This window comes from Neobacillus nitrireducens (genome assembly GCF_030915405.1).
Taxonomy (GTDB): Bacteria; Bacillota; Bacilli; order Bacillales; family Cytobacillaceae; genus Neobacillus.
On sequence record NZ_CP133262.1, the window covers coordinates 173,227 to 195,498 of the forward strand.

The 22,272-nt window shown below is 36.8% G+C and carries 14 protein-coding genes and 2 pseudogenes; 13 read left to right on the plus strand and 3 right to left on the minus strand.

What is annotated here, in order from left to right; translation table 11 throughout:
* The first annotated feature begins 23 nt into the window (after positions 1 to 23).
* From RCG22_RS00890 to RCG22_RS00925, 8 genes and pseudogenes are all read left to right on the plus strand, one after another.
* Positions 24 to 974, plus strand: coding sequence for a carbohydrate ABC transporter permease (locus RCG22_RS00890; RefSeq protein WP_308105306.1), 951 nt, complete (start codon positions 24 to 26; stop codon positions 972 to 974).
* The gene (locus RCG22_RS00895; protein ID WP_308105307.1) at positions 974 to 1,810 is read left to right on the plus strand and encodes a carbohydrate ABC transporter permease; all 837 of its coding nucleotides are present in this window, start codon (positions 974 to 976) and stop codon (positions 1,808 to 1,810) included. Before RCG22_RS00890 ends, RCG22_RS00895 begins: the two co-directional genes overlap by 1 nt.
* A gap of 68 nt (positions 1,811 to 1,878) precedes the next feature.
* Entirely contained in the window at positions 1,879 to 2,235 is a 357-nt protein-coding gene (locus RCG22_RS00900) for a cupin domain-containing protein (protein ID WP_308105308.1), read from the plus strand.
* Positions 2,236 to 2,276: 41 nt separating this feature from the next.
* The gene (locus tag RCG22_RS00905) at positions 2,277 to 3,362 is read left to right on the plus strand and encodes a Gfo/Idh/MocA family protein (RefSeq protein ID WP_308105309.1); all 1,086 of its coding nucleotides are present in this window, start codon (positions 2,277 to 2,279) and stop codon (positions 3,360 to 3,362) included.
* Positions 3,363 to 3,383: 21 nt separating this feature from the next.
* On the plus strand, positions 3,384 to 4,298 hold the full coding sequence (locus RCG22_RS00910; protein ID WP_308105310.1) for a sugar phosphate isomerase/epimerase family protein: 915 nt from the start codon (positions 3,384 to 3,386) through the stop codon (positions 4,296 to 4,298).
* A complete protein-coding gene (locus tag RCG22_RS00915) occupies positions 4,291 to 5,532 on the plus strand; it encodes a Tm-1-like ATP-binding domain-containing protein (RefSeq protein ID WP_308105311.1) in 1,242 nt (413 codons plus the stop codon). The genes RCG22_RS00910 and RCG22_RS00915 overlap by 8 nt, the downstream gene beginning before the upstream one ends.
* The gene (locus tag RCG22_RS00920; protein ID WP_308105312.1) at positions 5,519 to 6,361 is read left to right on the plus strand and encodes a phosphoenolpyruvate hydrolase family protein; all 843 of its coding nucleotides are present in this window, start codon (positions 5,519 to 5,521) and stop codon (positions 6,359 to 6,361) included. The genes RCG22_RS00915 and RCG22_RS00920 overlap by 14 nt, the downstream gene beginning before the upstream one ends.
* A gap of 229 nt (positions 6,362 to 6,590) precedes the next feature.
* Positions 6,591 to 7,259, plus strand: a pseudogene (locus RCG22_RS00925) (IS3 family transposase); the annotation flags it as partial.
* 322 nt (positions 7,260 to 7,581) lie between these two features.
* Here the strand turns inward: RCG22_RS00925 and katG are convergent.
* Positions 7,582 to 9,798: a catalase/peroxidase HPI gene (gene katG / locus RCG22_RS00930; protein ID WP_308105313.1), complete on the minus strand. Its 2,217-nt coding sequence runs from the start codon at positions 9,796 to 9,798 to the stop codon at positions 7,582 to 7,584.
* Positions 9,799 to 10,303: 505 nt separating this feature from the next.
* Here katG and RCG22_RS00935 point away from each other — a divergent pair.
* The 4 genes and pseudogenes from RCG22_RS00935 (at position 10,304) to RCG22_RS00950 (ending at position 15,278) form a co-directional block, all read left to right on the plus strand.
* A complete protein-coding gene (locus RCG22_RS00935; RefSeq protein ID WP_308105314.1) occupies positions 10,304 to 11,071 on the plus strand; it encodes an SDR family oxidoreductase in 768 nt (255 codons plus the stop codon).
* 206 nt (positions 11,072 to 11,277) lie between these two features.
* The gene (locus tag RCG22_RS00940; protein WP_308105315.1) at positions 11,278 to 12,858 is read left to right on the plus strand and encodes a plasmid pRiA4b ORF-3 family protein; all 1,581 of its coding nucleotides are present in this window, start codon (positions 11,278 to 11,280) and stop codon (positions 12,856 to 12,858) included.
* 261 nt (positions 12,859 to 13,119) lie between these two features.
* Positions 13,120 to 13,434, plus strand: a pseudogene (locus RCG22_RS00945) (nucleotide pyrophosphohydrolase).
* Between the two features lie 89 nt (positions 13,435 to 13,523).
* Positions 13,524 to 15,278: a DUF2075 domain-containing protein gene (locus RCG22_RS00950; RefSeq protein ID WP_308105316.1), complete on the plus strand. Its 1,755-nt coding sequence runs from the start codon at positions 13,524 to 13,526 to the stop codon at positions 15,276 to 15,278.
* Positions 15,279 to 15,506: 228 nt separating this feature from the next.
* Here the strand turns inward: RCG22_RS00950 and RCG22_RS00955 are convergent, their stop codons facing one another.
* The gene (locus RCG22_RS00955) at positions 15,507 to 16,640 is read right to left on the minus strand and encodes a tyrosine-type recombinase/integrase (RefSeq protein ID WP_308105317.1); all 1,134 of its coding nucleotides are present in this window, start codon (positions 16,638 to 16,640) and stop codon (positions 15,507 to 15,509) included.
* Between the two features lie 149 nt (positions 16,641 to 16,789).
* A complete protein-coding gene (locus RCG22_RS00960; RefSeq protein ID WP_308105318.1) occupies positions 16,790 to 16,972 on the minus strand; it encodes a helix-turn-helix domain-containing protein in 183 nt (60 codons plus the stop codon).
* A gap of 1,765 nt (positions 16,973 to 18,737) precedes the next feature.
* On the opposite strand from RCG22_RS00960, the gene RCG22_RS00965 reads away from it, so the two are divergent.
* Complete coding sequence (locus tag RCG22_RS00965; RefSeq protein WP_308105319.1) at positions 18,738 to 22,262, plus strand: PIN domain-containing protein; 3,525 nt, start codon at positions 18,738 to 18,740, stop codon at positions 22,260 to 22,262.
* The last annotated feature ends 10 nt before the right edge of the window (positions 22,263 to 22,272 follow it).

The following is a 22,272-nucleotide window of genomic DNA, read 5'->3' on the forward strand; positions in this document are numbered from 1 at the left end:
GATTGCAAAGGAGGGTAATGCATTTGGACCTATATGATTCTACATCCTCTATAGAGATTGATAAAAAGAAAACTCTCACATTAATAAAGGGAAAAAACAAAATAAAGTATAAGAAAGTAATTACCATTCTTTCTTTTTTGTCACCTGCGTTAATTTTGTATTCAATCTTTATGCTCTATCCAATGATAGATGCAGTTCGCTTCAGCTTTTTTGACTGGGACGGTGCAGCTACTTCGATGAATTTTGTTGGGTTTGATAATTATATCAAACTGACGGAAGATAAGATTTTTTTAAAATCACTTGGACACAATTTGCTATGGGTGGTATTAAGTTTAATATTAATGGTCATACCTACCCTAATTTTAGCCGTTTTAATTAGTCGGGTGAAAAAAGGAAAAACCTTTTTTCGAGCTGGTTTCTACCTGCCAAGTGTTCTATCTTTGGCTGTTGTGGGTGTGTTGTGGTCTAAAATTTATGACCCGATCATGGGGCCAATTAATGTATTTTTAAAATCAATTGGATTAGAAAGTCTAGCCAAAAATTGGTTGGGAGAACCATTCTTTGTTATTCCTGCATTAGTAATAGCTAGTACATGGGCCTTTTATGGTCTCTACATGATTTTATTCTTAGCTGGTCTGCAAAATATTAATTCTGAACTATATGAAGCAGCTGATCTAGATGGAGCAGGTCCCATCAGGAAATTCTGGAGTATTACCATCCCTAGTTTACGTAATACATTAAATGTTGTTATTAGTATGGTTATTATTAATGCTCTGAAGGGATTTGCCTTGATTTGGATCATGACCCAAGGTGGTCCATTTTATATGAGTGAGCTTGTTTCCACATATGTCTACAAAGCTGCATTTAGTATGAATAAGGTAAGCTATGCAACTGCAGGAAGTGTCGTCTTAGGAATAATCGTTATAGCATTTACGATTAGCTTTAACTATTACCGTGATAGGAGTGAGAATTAGTGGAAGCTCTCGTTAAGAGGTGGAAATCATCACAACTTACACTCTGGTTATTCTTACTACTCCTTCTTCTTCTTATAACAGCACCAATTTTTTATGCGGTGTTAGCGAGTTTTAAAACGAATATGGAGATTTTTAACTCACCTTTTTCGCTCCCGAAATCATGGAATTTTGAGAACTTCATAAATGCATGGAATCTAGGAAACTTTAAGCAGTACTTCTTAAATAGTGCATTTATCACAGTTGGTGGAATGGTAATTGTTGCCCTTGTCGCCTGTCCAGCAGGATATGCGTTTGCACAATTGTCATTTAAAGGAAGTAATCTCCTTTTCTACTTGATCTTGCTAGGGATGTCTTTACCAATCCAGGCGATTATCATTCCAATCTTCTTTCAATTAAAAACTATGGGCTTAGTTAATACACTCACTGGTGTTACTTTAGTTTCATCGGGTTTGGCCCTGCCGTTTTCGATATTTCTTATGAGAAATACATTTAGAGATATTCCAAAAGAGTTGCGGGAATCAGCAGCGATTGATGGTGCGGGGGAGTGGCGAACCTTTTGGTCTGTTATTCTACCACTTGCAAAACCAGGTTTAGTAGCCCTGCTAATCTTCACATTTATGAATATCTGGAATGACTTTTTACTTCCATTAGTTTTATTAATATCGCAGGAAAAATTTACTATTTCGTTAGGTTTATATTCTTTTCAGGGTGAACAAACAACAAATTTTGGATTAATTTTTGGCGGAACTGTTATTAGTATGATTCCAAGTATCATCATATATATCTTTTTCCAAAGGTCATTCGTTGAAGGAATGACAGGAGGAGCAAATAAGTAAGTTCCTTCTTACTTTGAATATCTTCTACTAGGCTTTTCAAAAAATAACAAATAATTGGAGTGTTTTGAATGGCAACGATTACAGATTTGAATGCGGAAAAACATTTAGTACCAATGGATTGGGGGGCAATCCAGTGGCTTTGCGGGGAAGAAATAGATCCCGAGTGTGAAATGACATTCGGTATGGTTTACATAAAGGCAGGTGAATCCAATACCCGGCATATTCATCCAAATTGCGAAGAAATGATTTTTGTCTTATCGGGTGAGTGTGATCATACTCTTGGTGATGAAAAGTACCATCTTAAACCGGGCATGATGTTGCGAATCCCGCGGAATGTCCCACATAATGCAACAGTTACTAGCTGGGAACCTTGTAAAATGGTTATTGCCTATTCCGCACCTGACCGGAAGACAATTGGGGAATAATTGATTTCTTTGAGAATAGGACAATGAAAAGGGGCGGAATGATGGAACCAGTAAAATTCAATTATGAATATACTAGGAAAATTAGAGTAGGGTTTATTGGATGTGGTGCGCATGCATTTAGGAATGTCTATCCAACTTTTGATTATGCACCTGTAGACTTAGTCGCGGTATGTGATTTAAACATAGAACGAGCTGAAATTTACAAAAAGAGATTTGGTGCAGAAAAGGCATACACAGACTATAAGGAAATGCTAAAAAAAGAAGATTTGGATGCTGTATTTGTAGTATTAAATTTTGATAGAAACGGCCATCCTATATACCCGAAGATCGTTCCAGATATCCTAAAGGCTGGGTTACCTGCCTGGATTGAAAAGCCTGTAGCCTATACAGCAAAGGAAGCGGAAGAATTAGTAGAATTGGAAGAAAAAACAGGACAATTCATTCTTGTTTCCAATAAACGCTATTTTTACCCATCGTTTGAAAAGGCTAAAAAAATTATTGAAAGTCAGTCTTTTGGGGAACCAGTATCCATCTCGGGCAGGTATCCGCTTACGTTGTCACCATTTCAAGAGGAGTTTGGAGAAAGGACCGGTTTACACTGGTTTTTAGATATTTGCCATCCGATGTCTGGCATTCATTACCTCATGGGTGAGGTAAAGGAGATGTGCTTCATTGAACACCAGCCAAGCGGAAATGTGCAAACTCTTCTATCATTTAAATCAGGTGCTGTTGGGAATTTAGAATTACCCTCTACCCAAGCAGACACAAGTCCTTTTGAACGATACGAAATTATTGGAAATAAACAGAATGTCGTGATCGATAACGGCATGAGATTAACATATTATAAGGGATCCAAGGGAAGCGGGGAATACGGGAAAGCACCTTCCTATATTGGTGATGACCCTGCTGATGGACCTGTGCATTGGGAACCAGAATTTTCTTTAGGACAGATTTATAATAAAAACCTTTTTCTTCAAGGTATGGTTCAAAGTGTGAATCACTTCTCTAATGCGGTATTAAATGGTAGGAAAATTGAACGTGCCACATTAAAAGATTCGCTGCATTTAACAAAAATATTTGAAGCCTATAAAAATAATCGTTCTGGTCAATGGATTACGATTGAATAAGCTTGAAGAGGAGGAAAAATTATGAATCTCAGTATATTCACTGATATGTTAGGCTGTGAGTCATTCGAAGAGGCGCTCCAACATACAAAGGAACTTGGATTTGATAACATTGATTTAAGAGGGAAATTAAACGGATCCACAATTGATAATATTACTTTGGAGAGAGCTAGATACTTAAGTTTGCTAGTCAAAGAGAACAACCTTAAGGTGAGTAGTTTAAGTTCTTGGGCAGTAAATTCATGTACTTTCTCCGGAGAACCATCCTATCGTAATGACGATGAGAATCATCATAGACAGATGAGCACTGTCTTGGATCGTTTATTTGATTTGGCGGATATTTTCGCAACTCCCTATATTAGAATCTATTCCTTATACCGTCAAGAGGATTTTAATTTATTAGCAGATGTTGAAAAGGAAAAACAGTATAAACATAATGCCGAAATTATGCTAAGGCATGCAGAACAGGCGAAAGAAAGAGGGAAAATTTTATTGGTTGAAAACGAACCACCCACATTAACAAGTAATTGTGAAGAATTGGGGATTCTCGTAAAATATACGAATCATCCTAATTTAAAAATCAATTGGGATATCGTTAATGGGTGGCGAGCAGGAGAATATCCTACTTTGGAAAAGTATGAACACATTAAAGGTTCTGTAAATCAAACACATCTAAAAGGTGCATCGCGGTTATCGAATTCCATCTCCAGTGGCAATCGACATGGGTTGTTTGGGAACTTTGCTATTGCAGGAAAAGATGACTTTGATCATGAACCAATAATGAAGGCGCTTGCTGATCATGATCCACAGGCAATTTTAACAATCGATACTCATTATCCGTCCTTTTATCAACAAGATAAACTAGGGGAAGTCGAAGTTGTTCGACAGACGAAAGAGTTTTTCGAAAGTATTGTGAAAAAGGAGGGTGCTCATGAGTAAAAAAGTTGTCTTGGTTGGATCATTAGACACCAAGGAAAAGGAATTCTTGTATATTAAAGAGATTATTGAAGAATCAGGAGTTGAAACACTGTTAATCAATACAGGTGTTTATGAATCTTCCTCAGCTGGTGACATTCTAAATGAAGAGGTTGCCAAAGCAGGGGGATCAACCCTCGATGAACTCAGGAAAAACAATGACCGCGGCTTTGCCGTGGCAGTAATGACAAATGGTGCAGCTTCAATTGTAAAGAAATTGGTTGATAATGATCAAGTTGCAGGTGTATTTGGAATGGGTGGAACTGCTGGTACTACCGTTGGAGCGGCAGCGATGAGGAGCGTACCGGTAGGTATTCCGAAACTTATCGTTTCCACAGTTGCTTCAGGCAATACTCGTCCATATGTTGGGGAAAAAGATATCATGATGATGTATTCGATCGTGGATATTGCAGGAATTAATAGTTTATCTGCCCGAATCCTTCGCAATGCAGCTAATGCCATCAGTGGGATGGTTCGCGGAAATTCCATTTCAGTAGTAAATGAAGAAAAGCCGATGATTGGGGCCACTATGTTTGGTGTAACCACGCCATGTGTAAATCAAACCAGAGAGATTTTGGAAAAGAACGGTTTTGATGTGCTTGTCTTCCATGCTACTGGTGCAGGCGGGGATGCAATGGAAAATTTAATTAACGATGGCTTTATCCAAGGTGTTGTTGATATTACCACAACTGAGCTGGCTGATGGACTTGTCGGTGGTATTTTCTCATCTGGAAAAAATCGTTTAGAAGTAGCAGGGGCGAAGGAAATTCCACAAGTTGTTTCTGTTGGTGCGTTAGATATGGTGAATTTCGGCCCGCCTGAAACAGTACCAGAAAAATTTAAAGACCGGAAATTTTATCAACATAATCCGACAACTACTTTGATGAGGACAACGGTTGAGGAGAACTTTATCTTAGGTGAAACCTTAGCATGTAAATTAAATAAGAGTACCTCACCAACTGTTCTTGTTTTTCCAAAAGGCGGGGTGTCGTTATTAGATCAATCGGGTCAGCCATTTGAGGGAATTGAAGAGCGTCAAGCTTTATATAACGGAATTAAAGAGAACCTGAAACCTCATATTACATTAGTAGAAGTCGAAGAAGATATTAATCATCCGAGTGTTGCTAGTTTAATAGCAAATCAATTATTGGATTTATTAAGTATAAAAATAGGTGGTGTAAAGAATGCGACTCACTAGAGACGAAGTATTATCGCGATTAAATAAACAAATAGCTGACCAAAAGGTGATTATCGGTGGAGGAGCTGGAACCGGGTTATCAGCAAAAAGTGCTGAAATGGGTGGAATTGATCTTATTATCATCTATAACTCTGGCCGCTACCGTATGGCTGGACGTGGTTCATTGGCAGGGCTAATGCCATACGGTGATGCCAATCAAATTGTCGTGGAAATGGGTAACGAGGTGTTACCGGTGGTTAAAGATACTCCGGTATTAGCCGGTGTTTGTGGAACGGATCCGTTTCGAGACATGGATTACTTCTTAAAACAACTAAAGGAATTAGGTTTTTCTGGAGTACAAAACTTTCCAACAGTTGGATTATGTGATGGTCAATTCCGTCAAAACCTAGAAGAAACTGGAATGGGTTATGATCTTGAAGTGGAAATGATAAAAAAAGCACACGAAATAGGCTTAGTTACTTCACCGTATGTCTTTAATGAAGAGGATGCCATAAAAATGGCAAAGGCTGGTGCTGATATACTCGTTGCTCATGTCGGCTTAACAACAAAAGGAGCAATTGGAGCGAAAACTGCAATAGATATTGATGGGGCAGTCGATTTAGTTCAGCGAATCCATGATGCAGGGAAGATTATTAATCCTGATATTATCGTGTTATGTCACGGTGGGCCAATCTCCGAACCAGAAGATGCAGAGTATGTTCTAAACAGAACAAAGGGTGTTTCGGGATTTTTTGGCGCATCAAGTATTGAACGCCTACCAACTGAAATGGCTATTTCAGGGCAGGTTAAAAAGTTTAAGGAAATTAATGCAAATAAGATATATTCATAAAAATTTAGGCCTATATGAAAATTGCTAGCAACAAATAATAAAGTTAATGGATATCTGCTGCTATATTGTAATACACTCTTTAGTCAGCGGAGGATGTTATGACTTTGAATTTAAAAAAGGTGCATAAATGGGGTAAAAAAGCGAAATCTTTAAGATTTCGCTTTTTCTATCATAGTGGTTATAGAAAGAAATACCCACGATAGAAGTTGAGTTCCAAAAATCGACGTGACGTCGTATTACGTTGGAATTACGGAATAGAGGCTTAAAAATAAATCATAAAACAGTCCGCCACTTGATGAATGAGTTGGGTATAAAATGTCTAGTCCGTATGAAAAAATATAGATCATACCGTGGAAAAGTTGGTAAAACTGCCCCTAATATTTTGGAGCGCGACTTTAAGGCATCAAAGCCAAACGAGAAGTGGGTAACGGATGTAACAGAATTCAATCTACACGGAGAAAAGCTATATTTGTCCCCTATTCTAGATTTATATAATGGAGAAATCATCGCTTATAACATAGAAAAACGCCCTGTTTATCAACTCGTTTCAAAAATGTTGGACAAAGCCCTTGATTGTTTAAATGAAGAAGAAAAGCCTATCCTCCATTCTGATCAAGGTTGGCATTATCAAATGGAGAAATATCGAATCGCATTAAAAAAACGAGAGATTGTCCAAAGCCTGTCCCGTAAAGGAAACTGTTTAGATAACGCAGTCATAGAGAATTTCTTTGGCTTATTAAAGTCCGAATTACTCTATCTAAAAGAATTTGAGAGTATGGAGCAATTTAAACTAGAATTAGAGAATTATATTTATTACTATAATCACAAACGGATTAAGGCAAAATTAAAAGGCATGAGTCCGGTTCAATACCGAACTCATGCCCAGATAGCTGCCTAAATTTTCGTGTCTAACTTTTTGGGTTCAGATCAAATGACGGCGGTTTCTTCTTATAAGGTGGATCTGCATTAACTGAATGTTGTTTTCCTTAATTAAGCGGAGAAGTTCCGACTAAATTAGGAAATACTACTATTTCCTTAAAATAAGGGGAGCTTTTCCGCTTATATGATTGAAATCGTTGGATTTTGTCTTATATAGAGCTGTTAGTCGGAATATTTCCGCTTATTATTGCTTCCATACCCTCGTCTATATAATTAGCCGGAAATTCTCCGCCTATGAATTCTTATACCTTCGCCAAAATCAACATAATAGAGACTATCGATTACTTACCAGCTAATTGAGCTTTTTTCTGTTCAACCACCTTCAAATCAAAGCGGTCAGCATTCATTACCTTCACCCAGGCAGCGACAAAGTCTCGGACAAACTTTTCTTTGTTATCATCTTGAGCATACACTTCAGCAATCGAACGTAAGACGGAGTTGGAACCAAACACGAGGTCCACTCGAGTCGCTGTCCGTTTCACTTCACCTGATTTGCGATCGTGTCCCTCATAGACCACTTCATCGACAGGCTTCCACGCCACTCCCATGTCAAGCAAGTTCACAAAGAAGTCATTCGTGAGTTGGCCAACAGAATCGGTGAATACGCCGTGTGCCGTGCCGCCATAGTTTGTACCCAGTACACGCATCCCGCCAATAAGAACGGTCAATTCCGGTGCCGTCAGGTTTAACAGTTGCGCTTTATCAATCAACAATTCTTCCGGACTGACACTGAACTGTTGCTTTTGATAGTTGCGGAAGCCATCTGCGACTGGCTCCAGCACGTCAAAGCTTTCTGCATCTGTTTGTTCTTGGGTGGCATCACCGCGACCAGGAGCAAACGGAACGTTTACATCAAAGCCTGCCTCTTTGGCTGCTTTCTCGATGGCAGCACTTCCGCCAAGGACAATCAAGTCGGCCAAGCTGACTTCTTTTTCAAAATCCTTTTGAATGCCTTTTAGTACCTGAAGCACTTGTGCCAGTTGTTCTGGCTGATTGACTTCCCAATCCTTCTGTGGGGCAAGACGGATGCGGGCACCATTCGCACCGCCACGATGATCAGAGCCACGATAGGTACTCGCAGAAGCCCAGGCGGTTGTTACTAGTTTGCTAACGGTCAATCCTGAGTCTAAGATTTTTGCTTTCAGCTCGGCAATATCTGCATCCGTTAACTCATAATTACCAGCTGGTATCGGATCCTGCCAAACAAAATCTTCTTCTGGAACTTCCGGTCCGAGATATCTTGCTTTTGGACCCATGTCACGGTGTAAAAGTTTGAACCAGGCACGGGCGAATACATCGGCAAATTCATTCGGATTGTCATAGAAACGACGACCAATCTTCTCATAAATCGGATCATGACGCAAAGCCATATCAGCCGTGGTCATCATCGTTGGTACTTTAATCGATGCATCTTCTGCATCTGGGGCAAGATGCTCGTCAGCAGGGTCGACAATCAGCCACTGCCATGCCCCTGCAGGACTCTTTGTCAGCCACCATTCATAGCCAAACAATAGTTCAAAGTAGCCATTATCCCACTGTGTAGGGTTCGCGGTCCAAGCACCTTCAATACCGCTTGTGATCGTGTCACGGCCTTTACCGGAACCGTAGGAGTTGACCCAGCCTAAGCCTTGTGCTTCAATTGGAGCCGCTTCTGGCTCTCGACCCACATGAGATGCATCACCTGCACCATGTGCCTTACCGAATGTGTGACCGCCGGCAATGAGGGCCACTGTTTCTTCATCGTTCATTCCCATTCGGGCAAAGGTTTCACGAATGTCCTTGGCACTTGCCACCGGATCTGGTTTACCGTTTGGACCTTCCGGGTTCACATAGATAAGCCCCATTTGAACGGCAGCAAGTGGATTCTCAAGGTTACGATCGCCTGTGTAACGATTATCCCCGAGCCAATCCGTTTCCGTACCCCAATATATATCTTCTTCTGGATGCCAAATGTCTGAGCGTCCTGCTCCAAAACCGACGGTCGGGCCACCCATGTTTTCAATCGCAACATTACCGGCTAGTACAAGCAAGTCAGCCCATGAAATCTTATTGCCATACTTTTGCTTAATGGGCCAGAGAAGACGTCGGGCTTTATCGAGGCTGGCATTGTCAGGCCAGCTGTTAAGCGGGGCAAAACGCTGGTTGCCAGTTCCGCCGCCACCTCGTCCATCCCCAGAACGGTAGGTACCCGCCGCGTGCCAGGACATACGGATAAAGAAAGGACCATAATGGCCATAGTCAGCAGGCCACCAATCTTGGCTGGTTGTCATAAGATCACAAAGATCCTGCTTAAGCTTAGGGTAGTCTAACTTTTTAAATTCCTCTGTATAATCAAAGTCTTCACCCATTGGGTTCGATTTTCTGTCATGCTGACGGAGTATATTCAAATTTAACGCGTTGGGCCACCATTCCCGATTGGTCGTACCACTTGATTTAACACTAGTCGCACCTCCGTGAAACGGGCAGCCCTCGATGTTGCCATTGTGTTTAGCATCCATATTTTTTACCTCTCCTTTTATGTAAATTTATTTATATATAATTATGTATCTAGTAAAAAAATTAGACACTATAATTATAATGATTATTAAATAGTAATTAGAATAATTATTATTTAGTAGTTATAATAAATTATTTGAAATAAAAAGTCCAGAAAAATGAGGCTGAAAAATCTCTACTGGTTACAAGAAGAGAGATCATGTTGTTTAAATGGGGTAAAGAATTTTGAAGTTTCATAGGTGTATAGTGAGTGAAATGTAAGGAGAATTGGAAGATAGAATGGAAATGGATGAAAAAGATGTTTTAAGAATTTGCCTATATTCCCATTATAATGAGGTTTATTGTTAAGGGGTAAGTTATATGAATACATCTAAAGAAATCATCCTGGCGATATGTTCACAAAATTTAAATATATAATACATGCCAGCAGCCTATGACCACTGAAAAAAGTCATATAATGGAATGAATAGGTACTCGATGTTTTCATAGAAAGGGAGTGGGCAAGTAATGAAGCATGTTGTGATAACGGGGAGTACAAGAGGAATTGGCTATGGGTTGGCCCGGGAATTTTTACGGGCAGGTTGCAGGGTCATAATCAATGGACAATCACAGGAAAGCGTTAATACCGCATTGCAAAGTCTAAGAGAAATGTATCCTGGTAATGTTGAAGGATATGTGGCTGCAGTACATAAGCGGGTCGAATTGGAGCAGTTGCGGAAATACGCTGAAAAGCAGTTTGGTACGATTGACATTTGGATCAATAATGCAGGCATTGACCAAGAGCGGAAATACTTTTGGGAACTGGACGAAGGGGCGTACGACAAGGTCATTCACACTAATCTTAAAGGAGTGATGAATGGCTGCCATGTGGCTTTCCATCACATGTTAAAACAAGGCTACGGCCAAATCTTTAATATGGAGGGATTTGGCAGCAATGGGATGATGCGCGAAAAGATGACTTTGTATGGAACATCGAAAAGTGCCGTCAGCTATTTTACCCGCTCACTAGCAATCGAGGCCAAACAGACAAATATAAAAGTGGGCACGCTAAGTCCCGGTATGGTCGCAACTGATTTTCTAAGGAAATCGCTCGATGAACAGAATCGGAAAATTTTCAACATCTTGGGCGACAAGGTCGAATCAGTAACGAAATTCCTTGTGAAGAAAGTCCTCGAAAATCAAAACAATGATGCTAAAATTCAATGGCTGACCAAACCGAAGGTCATGTGGAGGTTTGCAAGTTCGATGTTTAGTAAGCGGGATATTTTTGATTGATATTTTATTTACCTATGATTATAAAAAAATTTGAGTTCTGAACCAAAGATACTATTTTATTTTACTATTAAAACGAATGTTACCTGACAATATGATGTCATAATCCTGTGTTACAATAAATTCAAGTTTAGGTAATGGGATAAAATTTTTGTATAAAACTTTTATTAATAGCAAGAACCACTTTAATAAAGAAGGTGTTGTGAAAAATGATATTTCAATTAAAAATTACAATAAAAGAATCAAAGCCTCCAATTTGGCGCAGAATTGAAATTGGTGATTCGATGACTTTTTCTGACCTTCATAAAGCGATTCAAATTGCTTTTGAATGGGGGGATTATCATTTGCATGGATTTGACATTAGGAGATCAAATTCTGTTCAACTAAATAATCGTGTATATATAGGACCAATGGATGATTCACAGCATGGATTTTCAGACTATGAATTCAATGAAGAAGATGTTTTGTTGAAGGATGTTTTTATACAGGAGAAAGATCGAGTGGTGTATACATATGATTTTGGAGACAATTGGGAACATGAGATTCTTCTGGAGAAAGTGTTCGCAGAAGAAGTGAGTACATTTTACCCTCGATGTACAAAAGCGATGCGCGCAGCACCGAAAGAGGATAGTAGGTTTGACTATCTGGAAACTGGTATTGTAACAGAAAATATTAATTCAAACGAAGAAATAGAAGATATAAATGAAGAACTTCGAAATCTTTTTGGTCATTTAGCTGAGGTAAATCTTGAGAATTCTGGAAACCAATCGGATCAAGGAGAAGGGCCAACTACTAATCCAAATTGGCATAGGTTATTAGAGATGGCTGACGAATTCAAAGGATTGAAGCCCTGGCAATGGTTAGGTGATGGTCAATTTATTGCAGTAGAAGACCCAGTAACAAAGGAATATGTATACTGTTCCATCATGGGAGGGGCGGGTCTTGAATTTGGACTTGCTGCCTATATAGGTGAACAGGGAAAGAGATTTCTAAATGGCTTATTGATGCAATCTTCTTTTGATGAGAAATATTATATAAAGCAAAGAAGTTTAATCCTGAGTTTCTCCAATAGAGAAGAATTAAATAATGAAGACTATCAAATTTTAAAGGAAACTGGTACGTCTTATCGCGGGAAAAATCAATGGCCACTTTTTCGCAGCTATCAACCAGGTTATTATCCTTGGATTCTAGATGCTGAAGAGGTTCGCTTGTTATCATTAGTTATCGAACAGGTAATCGAGGTAAGTAGGATAGTAAAGGATGATTCTAAACTACTTTCGGCATTTGACTCCCATATCGTTGCAAGAGTATTTGATGAAAAATCGAATAAGTGGGAAACTGTTCTACTTCGTGACCAAGAAAACATGATTAAGGTTGAAGAAAGTTCATTATTCATCAATGAACTGGAACTTCAAGAGCTTAAAAATTCGCTAAAATATTATAATATTCCACTAGAGTTTGATAGTGAGTATATGTTAGCGCCAATCCAAGATCATCGGAATGAACGGCCGTATTATCCAACTCTAGTTCTTTCTGTAGAGAGGAAAAATGGACTAATTGTATATAATGAAATATTGAAGAATGGTGATACAGCAGAAGCAAATCAGAATGCATTCTTAGAATTAATCAAACAATTAAATCGAATTCCTAAAGAAGTATGGGTAAAGGAAGAAATGGCTCAGTACATCAAACCAATCGCAAAAAAATTACAAATCAAACTTCTTACCGTGCAAACATTACCATTGTTAGATCATGCCCGTAAAGAAATGGAAATGATGATGCCAGTTTAATTTGATCATTGGGTGCTTTTCCCTTTTCGTATGATAGGGCATCTATGCAAAGGTTCTGGCATTCGAGATTATACAAATATTTAGAGCCATAGAAGGCTCTATTTTTTTAAATAAATCCAATCGTGGTAAATGGTTTATTCCAGCCGTGGGGTTAGAGTATCACAAGAACCAACATTAATGTGCATTTATAAAACATCAAGTGTTAAAATAAGGTAATAGGAAATAGTACTGACCTCAGAGTGGTTCATAGGAGAGAAAAAAATGAAAGAAATAATACAGAAAGTTTTAGAATTCCGTGATGAAAGAGACTGGAAAAAGTATCATAATGAAAAAGATTTGGCTATTTCAATTTCCCTTGAAGCAAATGAATCGCTTGAAAATTTCCAGTGGCGAACTAGTTAAGAAGCAATGGTAGAATCCAAACAAAATATTAAAGAAGAAATGGCGGATATCTTAATTTATCTTATTCAACTTGCTGATAAGATGGATATTAATCTTGAAGAGGAAGTCACAAACAAGCTGGTTAAAAACGCTATTAAATATCCAGTGAACAAAAGCGAGGAAAAAGTTAAATGATTATTTACAATGAGACCTCTTCAAATTTTTTAAACCATATTTATGAAAATAAAATAGGATACGTTCTAAAGGAAAATGTTTTATCGAAAATGAACAAAGTAGTTTCAAGCAGTGAATTGAGGTCATGGGAAAACTCGCTTCCCCAAATGGCAAAGGTTCTTAGGGATGCGGACTTACAAGAAGACACACACGTTTTATTAGAATATAAGCTGCCTTCATCTGAAAAAAGAATCGACTTTCTCGTTGCGGGTCAAGACGAGCAGGGGAAAAAAAATGCAGTAATCATAGAGTTGAAACAATGGCAAAAAGCAAAGGTGTCTGAAGGGGATGGCATTGTTCGAACTTTTTTAGGAGGAAGGGAGCGGGAAACGGTTCACCCTGCCTATCAAGCATCATCTTATAAAAGATATTTGCAAAATTTCAATGAGTCTCTGTACAGTGATTCCACGGCTATTCAGCTTCACTCTTGCGCCTATTTACATAATTATATTATGGCGAGTATTGGGGAACCATTGCTGGATAAGCGCTACAGCAGTTATTTAAAGGAATCTCCCGTGTACTTCCAATTTAATGATCGAGATTTAGCAAGGAATATTAGGAAGTTGGTTTCAAAAGGGAAAGGGAAAGAAATTGCCGATACCATTGAAAATGGCAAAATTCGACCATCAAAAAAATTAGTTGAAACAGTGGGTTCGCTAATTGAGGGCAATGAAGAATTTGTGTTACTAGATGAACAAAAGGTTGCTTATGAAAAGGTGGTTAGTAAATATAACCAATTCAAGACACAAACGGATCAAAAGCATGTCATTATTATTAAAGGTGGTCCTGGTACAGGGAAATCGGTCATTGGATTAGACTTAATGAGCTATATGCTAAAATCAAAGGCTTATGTAGAATATATAACTCCGAATCAAGCTTTCAGGGAAGTCCTACGTAAAAAGTTAATCGGTTCTTCAGGTCATGTAGAAGTCAGAGATTTATTTAAAGGGTCTGCATCATATGTACACGCACCTGAAAATTACTTTGATGTCCTAATTTGTGATGAAGCACATCGGTTAAAAGAGCAAGGACATATGAAAAAGAAGATTGAAGGGGAAAACCAGGTTACGCAAATTATAAGATCGTCACGGATAGGTGTATTTTTTGTTGATGATTTACAGAAGATCTCAAAAAAAGACATTGGAAGTGTAAAAGAGGTAGAAAAAGAAGCAGCTAGATTTGGAGCAGATATTCATACGGTTGAACTTGAATCCCAGTATCGGTGCTCAGGATCAGGGAACTACATTTCTTGGTTAGATAGTATTCTGAATAATAATAAAGATGCATTCAAGCTAGAAGGTGATTTTGATTTTAAAATTGTCTCAAGTCCTCAAGAGTTGAAAACGGAAATTGTTGATAAACGAGGTGGCAGACTTTTAGCAGGTTACGCTTGGGATTGGACAAAAAATATTGTGGATGGAAAGCTTGCTGATGATGTTGTCATCGAGGAGCATTACTTTGCCTTGCCGTGGAATGACCCCAATCGAATTGACTGGGCCATTCATCCAGAATGTGCAAACCAAATCGGTTGTATTCACACAGTTCAAGGTCTTGAAATGGATTATGTGGGTGTGATTATTGGTAAAGACTTGGGCTTTGATGAAGAAACGAAAGAACTCATTGTTAGAAGAGAAGAGTTCAAGGATAAAGGTGCAAAACCAGCCAAACCAAAAAAAGTACAACCGGATCCACTCGTGGAACTTGTTCGGAATACATATAAAACCTTAATGACTAGAGGGATGAAGGGGTGTTATGTTTATTGTTGTGATAAAGGGTTGGAAAGATATATCAGAGCACATATGTAGATAAAAAAAGAATTGTTCTGTTCGCACCACCACAGTCTTCAAAACTGCTTGAGACCTGCGTGCCAGGTCTGGTGGGTTCGATTCCCACGCAGTCCCGCCAACCCTGATATATAAGGGTTTTTGAGGTATTACGAGAAGTTAAATTGAGGTAAAAGTTGTTGGCCAACAACTGAAAATATCTTCTTTGGTCACATTTTGGTAACATTGATATTTTTTCATTTACATAATCTATTTAATGAGTTGATCAAATTGTTGAGCAGCTTCTTTTTGCATATTTGGCAATACATGAGTATACGTGTCCATAGTGATGCCAATTGAAGAATGCCCTAGACGTTCTGAAACCACTTTAGGGTGTACGCCTTGTTGAAGCATTAACGTTGCATGTGTATGTCTTAAATCGTGAAATCTTATATAAGGCAAACCGCTACTTTCGACTAGTTTACGGTAGTTTCTTGCCATTTCAGTTGGCTGAATTGGTTTCCCGTTTTTTTGAGCAAAAACCAAATCTAAATCATGATATTCTTTTCCCAATAAAAGCTTGTCTTCTAATTGAACCTTATAGATTTTTTTCAATTCCTTTGAGAGAGTAGTGGTTATTGTAATAGATCTACCTTTCCCTGATTTTGGTTCTTTAAATGTTAAACCAACCTTTTTTACTTCCTGCAAGGATTGTCTTACATATATCACATTATTTTCAAGATCAACATCTTGCCACCTTAGCCCTAATACCTCGCCACGACGCATTCCAGTATATATAGCTGTTAGATAGATAGAATAATATACAGAGGATTGGGATGCATCTAAAAAGGTCTTAACTCGTTCATTATCCCACGTTTGCATTTCGACTTTTTTAGTTTTTGGCGGACTTACTGCTTCTGCGACATTTCTGGAGATAAATTGCCATTTTACTGCATCTTTCAATACTTTTGAAATAAGCCTATGATGATGTTTTACTGACTGTGCTGAAAGCCCGCCACCCTCAATTTTGCCCGTTTCTAATTTTTGAGTATAATATTCTTGGAGATGAAATGGCTGTAAATTGGAGATTTTTATTTTTCCAAGGGTTGGTTTTAAATGCTGCGTAATGATATAGTTATAATGCTCTAAGGTTCTTGGTGCAAGATTAAGTCTTGCATAGTTATCGACCCAGTAGTTAAGATATTCGTTTAGGGTAATGTCCTTAGGCTCAAAATAGGTTCCATTATTGATGGAGTTTAACTTCTCACTTAGAAATTTTTCTGCCTCCTTTTTCGTCTTAAATCCTCTTTTTTTCTTTTGCTTTCTTTTACCAGTTACAGGATCCTTGCCGGTATCATATAGAACGAACCATGAAGTTCCTTCTTTTTTTATTGTTCCACGCATAAGCTAACTCTCACCGTCCATAAATTTTTTTGTGAAAAAGTTATAGTTACCGACCTTTTTATTATATAATATTTTAATTATTCAGTAGGTAACTAATTTTGTCCTTTAACAATTAACTAGTTGAAATATTGATTAGATTAACCTAATATTTATTCCTCACCATTAAGCCAACAAATAAATACAGCTTTAAGAATTTTAATCCTCTTACCTATCCTAACGGTATGAAACACATTGGAGGCTACCAGCTGATAAGCTTGTGTTCTGCCAATGCCCAATATTTCTTGTATATGATCAACATTTAATACATCAGGATATCCTTCTAATTTTTTCATAAACTCAACTCCCTTGGTGTAATAATAAAAATTGATGTTTTTTTGATATATTCTGAGAGACTTCTAGAAATTTAACTAATCCATCCTCACAATAATAGTTTTGCCTAGGCATGCTTCCTTATAAATAACCATTAAAAGTTATTTGCAGTTCTTTATAGTTATTTCAGCTGATTTCTAATCTTATTATAGGTTATATTAATAAGTTTCAACAAAGATGGTAAGCCAGCAAATTCAGTATTTTGAAATGATGAAAATGTTTAATAGTATGGAATTTAGGGCCATAAGAATAAATCCTTGAAAATTTGCTTTTTTTCTTCTAATATCTTCAAATTCTCTTATAAAGGAAAAATTTTTTTAAAAATTTTCTGAGGGGTAGTTGCATATTGGTAGCCTACGGCAACTCATAGTTTTGCGCCCCACCCCTTTTTTATGAAGACTTCTATCAAGTTTGATTTCCTAAATTAAAGGGAAATATAACCTATCCGGGGCAAGAGTTAATCAGATAGTACAATTAAGTGGCCACTTTTTTCTCCGAAGGATTTACTTAAAAGTCTGGATTTAAGCCATCGGATAAGAAAGGGATTTAGTGGTAGAAATTATTTAAATTAAATATAGTGTTTAATGTGCTAAAAAATGAAAGCATTTCCTATGTATTTTTTATAACATCAAATAAAATTGTAAACACAAAAGGATACATATTTCTATTAGGAACGTTTGTTCTTGTTCGAGAAATCCGAGGTAATTTAATGTCTTTACATATTATGCCGATAAGAAAAATATCTGATTTAAAAGTTAAATCACAAATTTAAGTCCAAGTAATGGATACAGACTATCCTTTGATAATTTATTTCACTCTGGATGAGCTTGAAAAGAATGAGCTACTGGAACAGCTGAAGGAATACAGCGGGGAATCTTACCTCAAATTGAAGACGGGAGATGGCATTATAGTGGGGAATTCCATAAATAACAAATAGTTACCAATGAATCGAGCAAAATCGTATCGTTCAATTATCTTGAGGTGGTCTAAATGCGCTCTTACGGCAAGAAAAAGGCTGCTAAATGAAATTATCACCTAGGATACAAGAATAGAAGCTAAAGTGAAATATATCGAAGGCAATTGATCCGCCTACTTTGATTTGGTCCGGTAACAGGGGTTAGATGGTGTAGTACTTAAGCGTAAGGACTCTTGGTAAGAGAAAGGAAACCGTAGTCCTGTATGGCTAAATGTTATTAAATTCCAGTATGAAGGTGTTAATATTACGGTACTCAGAAAAGGGGAATTAGGGCTTCTCATAGTCTTTTCGAGTGGGGAATAATGGAAATAAAAGAGTGTCTAAGGATGAAATAAATAAAGAGATTGTGAAGGATTGTACTTAAACTAACGAAGCAGGATAGTGGAACAAGGAATATGGTTAAATGATATTTACCGAGGAAGATATGACTTCAAATAAAAACACTCCAAACTTTTCCATAAATGGTGATACACTATAAAAAAAGGGGGGAAATTCAGAATGGAATTCAAATTTGGGAACTTTGCTATTGTGCTACCCCCTTTACACATTACGTTTTTATCTAACTGACAGGGGATTTTATTTGGGTGGAAATGTTTCATTATATTAAATCCAGTATTTTTCTCCAAAACCATTTTTTTATAAACAATGAAAGCAAATTTAGGGACAATAAGTTACTTTTTGATCTATTACAAGCGAATCCAGTTTAATAGTATAATAGTATTATGTTTATCCTATTAGAATAAGGTGAATCAATGGATGCATTATTAAAAAAGTTAGGGATTGCATTTTTTTCATTTGCACAACCTAGAATAAAAAATTTGAAAGCTGTTAGAGATTTTAAACAGAAATGGTCTAAAGATAATTACGCCTTAAAAATTACCCTTATGTTTAAAGCGGCAGTGGATGATGCTAAGGGATTTTTAGATTTGCCAGAAGAGCTTATTAAAGAATTATTAGAGGATACTAGTGTTAGAAATGAAATTTTTAGATGGATTATTGAAGGTGTTTCATATGAAGATTTTTCTTCTGACTCTTTGTTTTTAGATGCATATTTTGAAAATTATCCTCGTGAAAAAGACAAAATAATTCCGTTTTTAAAGTTAATCCTTGAGAAAATAAATGAGTACAAGGAGTCAAACTGGGATCCTGAATTTCAAAATATATTATTTGGAATCGATGGTTTGAAAAGGGAAATTCGTGGTGGTTTCAATCGGCTAGAACAACAACAATTAAATCAAGGAATTAAAATCAACGAAAATATGCAGGTAATGTTTGAAAATTACTTAGGTCCTGTAGGATTCGAAGATTTACAACAACTTTTAAACGAAGGAAAAATTATTACAGCTAGGAAAAAAGCTGAAGAACGTCTAAAGCATGCAAGAAAATCAGAAGAAAAATTAGAATTAAACGCACTCATTGCTAATAGTTATTTATGTCTGGGCTATGAAAAAGAAGCTATGCCCTTCTTATATGGAGCACTAGCAGAATGTGAAGAACAATCTCGAAAAAACCGTCTAAATACTCTCATTCATTTGATCAATAATGACTTAGACCATGCTCGGAAACTAGTGGACCTAATTATTCAGAATGATGGATTTACAGAAAAAAATGTACAATTGTTATTAAATATTTATTTGAAACAAGGTGATTATGAAAAATGTCTTTCGATCCTCGATAAGAACCCATTCAGAGAATTGGAAAGTACAAGAGCGAACATATTGCTGTGTTTAAGTCGATTTGATGAAGTAATATCAATTGCTGAAAGACAATTAGAAGAGAAACCTGATTCTAAGGAATGGCTACTTATTAAATCAGATGCAATCGTTCAAGGAATGGAACATTCCATCTTAAATGGAGGATCGATAAATCCTAAACAAACTTTGCGAGAATTAGAAATGGATTTAGAAACGATTGAAAAAGAAAATGAGAATTCCAGCCAATTGCAAAGAGTAAAAGCTCTAAAGGCAGGTTTATATTTTCGGAATAAACAATTTAGGCAAGCTGCGATATATTTTCACGAGCTTTATTCAGAGGAACCAATTAAGGAAAACAGGCGATATTTTAATAATGCTGTGTGGTCTTATTACCTAAGTGGCGATCTAGAAAGTACAATCAAATTACTTGAATTAATCTTGGCCGAAGGGAAGGAGTCACCTCAATTTGATGAGGAAAATGCAATATTCCTGGCTAGGTTGTATTTAAGTGAAGGGCGTCCTCATGATTCATTAAAAGTCTTAGAGACATTTTTTGAAGTTATTTCGGGGCAAGTACCTATTGATTATTTCTTAGTTAAAATTGAGGCCCTATTTGTATTATTAAAGATTACCGAAATTAAATCATTTATAAAAGATGTTGAACAGAATGTATCATTAACTATCACATATATCTTAAATGGCTATTTAGCTTCCTTGAAGCATGAATGGAATGAGGCATGCCAATCATATGAGAAGGCATTAGAAAATATAGATAGTGATACAGCTGATCAAGTAGAACTGTTACTAATTGATGCTTATATATATAGGGGTAATGAACAGGACTATCAAGCTGTAACTAAACTTATTCCAACTCTAAAGCATTGGGTAGAACATGAGAAGCTGGTACATCACTACATTCAAGCACTTTACTATTTGGGTAATTATGCACAAATTTTACACTTTTATCATAAAGAATTATATGAGCCAACTGTTTTTTTGCAGGAAGTAGTCGCAGGTATTTATTCGGAAAATAAGTGGTTTGATAAATCGAAAGATATGTTTCAATCACTTTATCATAAGACTCAAAACATTAAGTTTTTATTGAGATTTGCTGATAGCCTGTTCCATCTTGGGCAGACTCAAGAATGTTTTAATACACTCACATTGGCAGAGAGAAAAATACAGGAAAAGGCTACGGTTCAAGATTTTAATTTACTCACACACTCATATAAAACACTTGGTTATTATGAAAAGGCAATGGAATTTGCCTACAAAACGTTTAAACTGGGTCACGATAATTCTGAAGTATGGAGATTCTATTTCAGTGAATTTACTATGTTGTCTACAATGGTACCTGAAGAAATCAGTAAACAAGAATATTTGGATGCTTACCATCAGGTTTTAAATCAGTTTCATCAAAAGTTCCCAGACGAGAGACCTCCATTTGAACAATATAAAGTTATAGAGGAGGATGGGGGGATTTCAGAAGAATTTATAAACAAGTTAAAAGAGATTACGGACGGACAAGCTCAATTGGTATCAGTTTATAATGAGCACAGAATCAGTTTAGAAATGTTCAGGCAATTAACCAATAAAAAACCTTTTGAACTATGGGCAAATATAATCAATCAACAAAATCTTCATATATGGGTAAATCATATAGGGGGCCAGGAAGAGTTATTTAGTGGAATCAAAGTGGCTAGAAAGTCAAGACAAGTTCTCTGTGACTTGTTTTCCCTTTTCACTCTTAATTACCTAGATTTACTTGATCAACTTTCAGGATCGTACGATCTTTATATTACGCAGGAACAGTATGAAGCATTATTTTTTGAGTATCAACAATTAAAACTGACTCAGCCAAAAGGGGTTCAGACAATAGCCTATTATGAAGGAAAATTGGTAAGGGATGAAGCTACCCCTGAGCAGGTATACCAAACACTTCAACATATCGACAAAATGTTAAAATGGATTGATTTGCACTGTACTAAGGTAGGAAGTGCCTTAATAAGCCCCCAAAAAGATGATGAAAAGAGCCTTGTTTCTGTAGAGGACTCTTTAAAATTGTGCAAGGAATTTTCATATAATATGCTTGTTGATAGCCATTTTATAAGAGATTATTCGAAAGAAGGCTATAATGTTGAGACCTTTTCAGTACTAGATTTCATTAACTCTCGTTATTTTGTAAAGAGAATAGCAGAAGAATCATTTAATGAGGCTATCGGAAAGTTAATCATTATTGGTTATCGTTATATTACCGCTGTTGAAATGGTGTATCGGTATTTTTTAACTAAAAATGAATTTTTCATTTCTGGTGAAACAGAACGTTTATTTGATTATCTTAAAGAACAAGACATTCATCATGAATATGCTTTCTCCATCATATTAGATTTATTAATTTGGCTGTGGGGAGAAGACAAGGACAATAAGAGTGCTGTTACCAAATATTTATGTGAAATAATTTTGCATAAGACAAATGGGATTGAACTTTTAGAAAAGCTGCCAATGATGCTACAAGAGGTAGGAATTTTAAAACCAGAAAAAATCAATGAATTGGACGAAATAATCAGGACAGTGTTAAATTGAACAAAAAATC

Coding starts and splice junctions, on each gene's coding strand:
- RCG22_RS00960 (WP_308105318.1), bottom strand. CDS start 16,972: ATGAAAAAATTAGAAGGATATCCTGATGTATTAAATGTTGATCATATA.
- katG (WP_308105313.1), bottom strand. CDS start 9,798: ATGGATGCTAAACACAATGGCAACATCGAGGGCTGCCCGTTTCACGGA.
- RCG22_RS00955 (WP_308105317.1), bottom strand. CDS start 16,640: ATGCGTGGAACAATAAAAAAAGAAGGAACTTCATGGTTCGTTCTATAT.
- RCG22_RS00935 (WP_308105314.1), top strand. CDS start 10,304: ATGAAGCATGTTGTGATAACGGGGAGTACAAGAGGAATTGGCTATGGG.
- RCG22_RS00940 (WP_308105315.1), top strand. CDS start 11,278: ATGATATTTCAATTAAAAATTACAATAAAAGAATCAAAGCCTCCAATT.
- RCG22_RS00900 (WP_308105308.1), top strand. CDS start 1,879: ATGGCAACGATTACAGATTTGAATGCGGAAAAACATTTAGTACCAATG.
- RCG22_RS00910 (WP_308105310.1), top strand. CDS start 3,384: ATGAATCTCAGTATATTCACTGATATGTTAGGCTGTGAGTCATTCGAA.
- RCG22_RS00950 (WP_308105316.1), top strand. CDS start 13,524: ATGAACAAAGTAGTTTCAAGCAGTGAATTGAGGTCATGGGAAAACTCG.
- RCG22_RS00965 (WP_308105319.1), top strand. CDS start 18,738: ATGGATGCATTATTAAAAAAGTTAGGGATTGCATTTTTTTCATTTGCA.
- RCG22_RS00920 (WP_308105312.1), top strand. CDS start 5,519: ATGCGACTCACTAGAGACGAAGTATTATCGCGATTAAATAAACAAATA.
- RCG22_RS00915 (WP_308105311.1), top strand. CDS start 4,291: ATGAGTAAAAAAGTTGTCTTGGTTGGATCATTAGACACCAAGGAAAAG.
- RCG22_RS00905 (WP_308105309.1), top strand. CDS start 2,277: ATGGAACCAGTAAAATTCAATTATGAATATACTAGGAAAATTAGAGTA.